Origin of the sequence: Ancylomarina sp., from assembly GCF_041555295.1 — a bacterium.
Taxonomy (GTDB): Bacteria; Bacteroidota; Bacteroidia; order Bacteroidales; family Marinifilaceae; genus Ancylomarina.
In genome coordinates this window covers 1-7,495 of sequence record NZ_JBFFKR010000174.1, presented here as the reverse complement: position 1 = coordinate 7,495, position 7,495 = coordinate 1, and the positions used below count along the sequence as shown (strand labels likewise).

At 36.1% G+C, this 7,495-nt stretch carries 5 protein-coding genes; 4 read left to right on the top strand and 1 reads right to left on the bottom strand.

Features of this window, described 5'->3' with window-relative positions:
- Positions 1 to 117 precede the first annotated feature (117 nt).
- From ABY905_RS11845 to ABY905_RS11830, 4 genes are all read left to right on the top strand, one after another.
- Positions 118 to 1,893: a chloride channel protein gene (locus ABY905_RS11845; RefSeq protein WP_372644106.1), complete on the top strand. Its 1,776-nt coding sequence runs from the start codon at positions 118 to 120 to the stop codon at positions 1,891 to 1,893.
- A 427-nt stretch (positions 1,894 to 2,320) separates the two neighbouring features.
- Positions 2,321 to 4,054, top strand: coding sequence for a chloride channel protein (locus ABY905_RS11840; RefSeq protein WP_372644103.1), 1,734 nt, complete (start codon positions 2,321 to 2,323; stop codon positions 4,052 to 4,054).
- 144 nt (positions 4,055 to 4,198) lie between these two features.
- A complete protein-coding gene (hutG, locus tag ABY905_RS11835; protein WP_372644100.1) occupies positions 4,199 to 5,197 on the top strand; it encodes a formimidoylglutamase in 999 nt (332 codons plus the stop codon).
- 257 nt (positions 5,198 to 5,454) lie between these two features.
- Positions 5,455 to 6,474 (top strand): LacI family DNA-binding transcriptional regulator, encoded by a 1,020-nt coding sequence (locus tag ABY905_RS11830; protein WP_372644098.1) that lies wholly within the window; start codon positions 5,455 to 5,457, stop codon positions 6,472 to 6,474.
- A gap of 70 nt (positions 6,475 to 6,544) precedes the next feature.
- On the opposite strand, the gene rlmN is transcribed toward ABY905_RS11830, so the two are convergent.
- The coding region (rlmN, locus tag ABY905_RS11825) for a 23S rRNA (adenine(2503)-C(2))-methyltransferase RlmN (RefSeq protein ID WP_372644095.1) at positions 6,545 to 7,495 on the bottom strand (951 nt) is incomplete at its 5' end.

Sequence of the window (7,495 nt, the reverse complement as noted above, 5' to 3'; positions counted from 1 at the left end):
TAAAGCTGTTTGTATCTTAGGTGCGTTATGCCTCATTCTAATTTAGACAAGAAATAATTATAGATTGGATATTAGAAGGCTTTAAAAAGGACTAATTTTCTAGAGACAGAAGATATTGTGAAGAAAAAATCATTATTAGCCCGCTTTCTTATATGGCGTTTGAAACATGTTAGCGATCGTCAGTTTATTTCTTTTCTGGGTATTCTTATTGGAATCACCTCAGGATTAGCAGCAGTTGTCATTAAAAATTCCGTTCATTTCATCAGCTCCTTGTTACAAGGAACATCCAAACTTGAATATGCGAATTTTCTATATATGGTATATCCTGCAATTGGTATTACTGTTGCCGTTCTTTTTATAAAGTATATTATTAAAAGACCTGTTAGGCATGGGATTCCTAACGTACTGCACAGTATTTCGAAAACCAATGGGCAAATCAACACCCACAACATGTTTTCGTCTGTAGTGACTTCAGCTTTTACTGTTGGTTTCGGTGGTTCTGTCGGTCTTGAGGGACCAACCGTGGCGACAGGTGCTGCCATTGGTTCCAATATTGGTCGGCTTTTTCATCTAAACTATAAGCAAACAACTCTATTGTTAGCCTGCGCGTGTACGGGAGCAATGGCTGCTATTTTTAAGGCTCCTATTGCTGCCATTGTCTTTGCTATGGAAGTCATCATGCTCGACCTTACAATGTATTCCTTAGTACCACTTTTGTTGGCTTCTTCGACTGCAGTTCTGACTTCTTATTTCTTCTTGGGAATGGATGTCCTTTACCCCTTTGATGTGGAGAATGGTTTCGATTTGAAAGATTTGCCATATTATATTGTCTTAGGGATTTTTACAGGTTTGATAGCGACCTATTTTACCAAGATGTACATGTTTATTCAGGCTTTGTTTGATAAAATTGGTAAAGCTTACTTAAAGGTAATTATTGGAGGAGCGTCTCTGGGAATGATTATTTTCTTTTTCCCCTCTCTTTATGGTGAAGGTTACCATGGTATAAATGCCAGCCTATCGGGCGACTATTCTTATCTGTTCAATAATTCTTTATTCTATTCATTCAGTGAAAATTTTTGGATTTTATTGATTCTACTTTCTCTGGTTATATTTTTTAAAGTGATAGCTGCTTCCATCACTTTTGGTGCTGGTGGGATTGGTGGGATTTTTGCACCCACCTTGTTTATGGGAGTTAATGCAGGTGTTTTGTTTGCCAAGGTGGTTCATGCCCTAGGGTTGAGAAATATCGAGGTGAATAATTTTGCCCTTATTGGGATGGGTGGTATGATTGCTGGTGTGCTTCATGCTCCTCTCACAGGTTTATTTCTTATTGCAGATATATCAGGGGGCTATCAGTTGTTTGTCCCTTTGATGATCACCGCAACCATATCTTATGCTACAGTAAAGAGTTTTGAGTCACATTCGGTTTATACCATGCAATTGGCTCGTCGTAAAGAGTTAATGACTCATGATAAAGATCAAAATGTGCTTTCGCTGATGCGAGTGACACGTTTGATAGAGAAGAATTTTAATACCATTAATTCTGAAGCGACTTTGGGTGATTTGGTTAAGGTTATTGCAAAATCGCAGCGTAATCTGTTTATAGTGGTTGATACTGAGAATAACTTCGAAGGTCTTGTCAAGCTTGACGATATTCGTGAAATCATGTTTCAGCCAGAGAAGTACGATGTGATGTTTGTTCGCGACTTAATGATTATGCCCACCGTTGTGATTCAGCATGACGAATCTATGGCTGACGTGGCTCGTAAATATCAATATTCAGATAAATTTAATATGGTTGTTTTGCAAGATGGTAAATATTTGGGTTGTGTTTCTCGTGCTCAAATATTCTCAACTTATCGTCGAATGTTAAAACATTTTTCTGAAGATTAATGAATATTATTTGTTTTTATCAAATGGTCTATTTAAGACCTTTGTATTCCAATAATGAACTAAACATAGAATTATAGCTACATTTCTGATGCTTTATATGTGCTGAATATTTTTTGAAAAAAAAACAAATTTCACTATTCGCTCTATAATATTCTATTACATTTGCACTCGATTTTATAGAAGTAGAACTGCGTATTTTTTAGTTCATTCTGAAGATTGTCAACTCAATACATGTTTAAAATAAAGATTCCTTAGTCTTTTTTATGTATTGCTCTCTGCTAAGGTTTGCCTGACTCAAGTAGCCATCCGACCGATCGAATAGTTTATTGTAATTTTCCCAATTTTGTGAGGTCCAAATATCCTCAAGAAAATAATAGCCAGTACCATGAAGAATAAGAGTTTATTGTCCCGATTTTTAATTTGGAGAATGAAGCATATTAAAGAGAGACAGTTTGTTCTAATTCTTAGTTTTATAGTTGGAATTATTAGTGGATTGGCGGCTTTGTTATTGAAAACTACAATTCATCAAACGCATCACTTTCTGACGCATAATCTTCATGTTGAATCATTCAATCTATTGTATTTAGCCTATCCTACAGTTGGTATTCTACTTACTGTTTTGTTTGTGAAATTTTTTGTAAAGGATAATATTGGGCATGGTGTCACTCGAATTTTGTATGCTATGTCGAAAAATAACAGTCATATAAAATCTCATAATAACTATTCTTCAATAATTGCAAGTACGCTTACTATTGGCTTTGGTGGGTCTGTAGGGGCTGAGGCACCTGTTGTTTTAACAGGGGCCTCGATTGGTTCAAATCTGGGACGCCTATTTCATCTCAACTATAAAACCATTACTTTGATGGTGGGTTGCGGTGTAGCTGGAGCAATTGGTGGAATTTTTAAGGCACCTATGGCTGGTATGGTTTTTACCCTCGAGGTACTGATGTTGGATCTGACCATGGCTTCATTAATTCCATTGTTGATATCCTCGATTACAGGAGCAAGTATTGCCTATTTTTTTATGGGTAAAGATGTTTTGCTTTCCTACACCGTTACTGAGTCTTTTGTATTATCAAATTTCCCTTATTACATACTATTGGGTATTTTCGCTGGTTTGGTTTCCTTGTATTTTACCCGATTGGGCATGTATTTGGAATCTCAATTGGAACGCATAACGAATTCCTATAAGAAACTGTTACTTGGTGGTGTCACCCTTGGTGTATTGATCTTTTTATTTCCTCCTCTTTACGGTGAAGGATATACAACTATTCAAGCCCTACTGAATGGAAATATCGATGGTTTAGTAAATAATTCTGTTTTCTATTTCTTAAAGGACAATTACTGGTTGCTTTTAGGTTATGTGATTTTAGTTTTGGGATTTAAAGTGATTGCTTCAACCGTAACTACGGGCAGTGGTGGTGTAGGTGGTATTTTTGCTCCTTCGCTATTTTTGGGTGGGGTTTCTGGTTTTTTTGTGGCTCGATTTATTAATGGCTTTAATTTCATCAAGCTATCCGAGAGTAATTTTACTCTTTTAGGAATGGCGGGTATGATGGCTGGTGTGATGCATGCGCCTCTTACGGCAATCTTCCTGATTGTTGAAATCACAGGTGGTTATGAACTTTTTGTACCAATCATGATAACGGCTACCATAGCCTACTTAACCATTATGTATTTCGAACCACATTCTATCTACACAAAGCGACTGGCTAAGCGTGGTGAGTTGATTACTCACAATAAGGATAAAGCTGTTCTGACCCTAATGAAACTTGGGAAAGTGATTGAAACTGATTTACAAAAAATAGATCCAGATGCAAGTCTTGGTGAGTTGGTGAAGATTATTTCTCATTCTCACCGTAATATTTTCCCTGTTGTTGATGAGGAAGAAAAGCTGCTTGGAATTGTTCTTTTGGATGATATTCGTCATATCATGTTTAACCCTGATATGTATGAAGAAACCTATGTACGTAACCTAATGACAATGCCTCCAGCAATTCTTGATGCTGACGCTCCAATGGATAAGGTTATGAAACGATTCGAAGAAACAGGAGCATGGAATCTTCCAGTAATTATGGATGGCAAGTATTATGGTTTTGTGTCTAAGTCGAAGATCTTCAACGTTTATCGAAGAGTTTTGGTTCATTTCTCAGATGAATAAAATTATAGTGTGAAAACACCTAAAAACGCTCTTTAATCTTGACGTTTTAAATTGATTATTTGTAACATTGTCATGTCGTAAATACACTTGTTGGTACAAGATGTTTAATGATATTATTGACACACTTATAATTTTTTCAAGGCCATGAATCCTAATCACTATCAGTGTATTCCTGAAAATTTCTGGCAAGGTCGAATAGATGATCTTGAAGATTATGATGCATTTCGTTGGCATCAGATTATTGAACCCATAAATTTATTAGAGGATATCCTTGTTGAAAAGGATGGTTTTGGCTTGCTAGGTTTTTGCTGTGATGATGGTGTTTTGCAAAATTTAGGACGTACTGGTACTTCAAAAGGACCCAATAGCATTCGTAAAGAACTCTCAAATCTCCCTTGTTCATTCCCTACTACAACTAAAATATACGATTGTGGTAACATTGTTGCTGCTGATGTAAAATTAGAAGATCTTCAGGAAACACTTGCTAAAGCAGTTTGTGAAATACTGAAAAATGGCTTGTTCCCAATTGTATTAGGTGGCGGCCATGAAATCGCCTACGGACATTATAAAGGAATTGAGCGATTCCTTGAGGAAACCAATAATGAGAGTCTTGGTATCTTTAATCTTGATGCTCACTTCGATATGCGTCCTTACGATAAGGGAACTAGTTCGGGGACTATGTTCGCACAAATTGCAGATGATTGTAAGACGAAAAACAAGCCGTTTAATTATATGGTTGCTGGTATTCAGCAATATGGTAATACAGTTAGTTTATTTAAGAAAGCAGATGCTTTAAAGGTAAAATACCTGATGGCTAAAGATATTAATTCAGCCAATATGTTTAATGTTGGTCAGGAACTATTGCGCTACGCAAAAAAACAGGAGAATATTTATTTCACCTTGTGTTCTGATGTCATCTCATCTGCATATGCTCCTGGTGTTAGTGCTCCTCAACCATTCGGATTGCATCCTGAAAAGGTTTTGAAATTGATAAAGATGATGATACGATCGGGTAAGGTAATTGCTTTCGATATTGCTGAAATTGCGCCACGTTTTGATGAGGATAGCCGAAGTTCAAAATTAGCAGCGATTATTGTTTTTGCTGTTATCAATTCTATCTTAGAGGAAAAAGAATCATATTAATAAATTGTTATCCTTTTCAAAAAGGATAACATTCTGTTGTATATATCTGAATTATTTTATCTTTGTGAATGTGTAGATTGCATCGAATAATTTTCGGTGTTTATGATTTCACTGTTATAAGTATATTCTTATTAAACGTGATCATTAATTTTCACCTAATTAAAACAGTTGATTTTTTTATAGTAAAATTTTACCTTTCTCTCCTAAGAAGGCCAATATTTACAGACTTCAACGAAAATAAGTTAAAAATAAAGTCTATGGCAAACCGACCCGTAACAATAAAAGATATCGCTGAAAAGTTGAGTATCTCTGTTTCTACTGTCTCTCGTGCATTGAAGAATAATCCTGAAATTAGTTTACAAACTCGCGAAGCAGTTCAGAAACTAGCTAAAGAATTAAAATACAGACCAAATCCTCTAGCTGTTGCTCTTAAAACTCAAAAATCTAACGCGATTGGAGTTGTTGTTCCTCAGATTGTAAGTTCTTTTTATGCATCAGTAGTAAAAGGTATTGAACAAGTTGCTGACGAACATGGTTACCAGATTTTTGTAAGTTCTTCTAATGAGAAATTGGAAAAAGAACAAAAGAATGTTGATGGATTTTTAAACATGAGAATGGACGGTATTATTCTGTCTTTATCTCGTGCTACAAATACTTACGATCATATCCATAAAATTAAGGAAATGGGAGTACCTATCGTTTTGTTCGATAGAACTTCTAAAGAATTAGATGTTTCTAAAGTTGTGGCTGATGATGCTGCTGCTGCTCATGCTGCTGTTACTCACTTGTTTGAAGGTGGAGCTAAGCGTGTTGCTTTTCTTACAGGACCAGAATACATGTTGTATGGAGTAAATAGAATGCGTGGTTATAAGCAAGCTCTTGCTGACAAAGGCATTGCCTTTGATGAAACCTTAATTTCGCGTTGTGAATTTACCGTAGATTCTGCAAAACAAGCAACAATGGATCTTCTTTCACGTAGTAATCGTCCAGATGCTTTCTTTGCAATAAATGATGAGTTGGCAATTGGAGCTATAATGGCTACCAAAGAACTTGGGTTTAAGATTCCAGAGGAAGTTGCTGTAGTTGGATTTTCAAATAGTCGTCGTTCTCGTTATATGGAGCCCTCTATTTCTACAATGGATCAAAACCCTAAGCTAGTAGGTCGCGAAGCTGCTAATCTTTTATTTGAACAAATGGAGGATAAGCCAGATAGCGATAAGATAAAAGAAGCGGTTGTTCATGCTGATTTAATCATTCGTGCTTCATCTGAAAAGTAAGACATCGAAATATAGAGTATAAAAAAATCCTGCCTTAAGAGCAGGATTTTTTAGTATCATAGAGTTTTTATTAAAAATCTTTACTCTGTTGTTTTACCAATTCCTTAGTTGATAATAAGCCGCATGCGGCAAAAATATCTAATCCTCGAGAGCGACGAATAGTTGTCGTAATACCTTTTTTGTTTAGTTGGTCTTTAAATTCTTCAATTGTCTCTTCATCAGAACTCAGTAGTGGAGAATTTGGAATAGGATGAAAACGAATCAGATTCATTCGGCATTTGATACCATCCAAAATCTTACACAATTCTTTAACATGAGCGGGTGTGTCATTGATTCCTTTAAACATGATATACTCAAAAGAAACTCTTCGTTGACGACCAAAATCGAATTCACGAATCATTTTCAGTACATCTTTAACCGGGTAAACATTTTGTACTGGCATTAGTTTCTTTCTCTCATCGTCAAAAGGGGTGTGTAAACTGACCGCTAAGTGACATTCGCATTCATTTAAGAATGTTTTCATCCCTGGAATGATTCCAATGGTTGAAACTGTAATTCTTCGTGGACTCATAGCCATGGCGTAATCGGCAGTCAAAATTTCAAGAGACTTCATTACTTCAGGAACATTGTCAAGAGGTTCACCCATACCCATATAAACGATATTGGTTAGCTGATGCCATTCTGGCAAAGAACGGACCTGATTGATAATATCACCAGATGTAAGCTGCCCCTGAAACCCCTGCTTGCCCGTCATACAAAATAAGCATCCCATTTTACAACCAACCTGTGACGAAACGCAAAGTGTTGCTCTGTCATCATCAGGAATATAAGCCGTTTCGATAAACTGGTTAGGCATATTGGTTGGATATAGATATTTCTTTGTCCCATCAACAGAACATTGTTCTTTAATGGTAGCAGTCAAACCAATATCGAAATTATCTTTTAGGATAGTTCTTGCTTTCAAAGACAGGTTTAGCATTTCATCAATACTCGTGATGTCTTTTTTGTAAAGCCAGTCAGC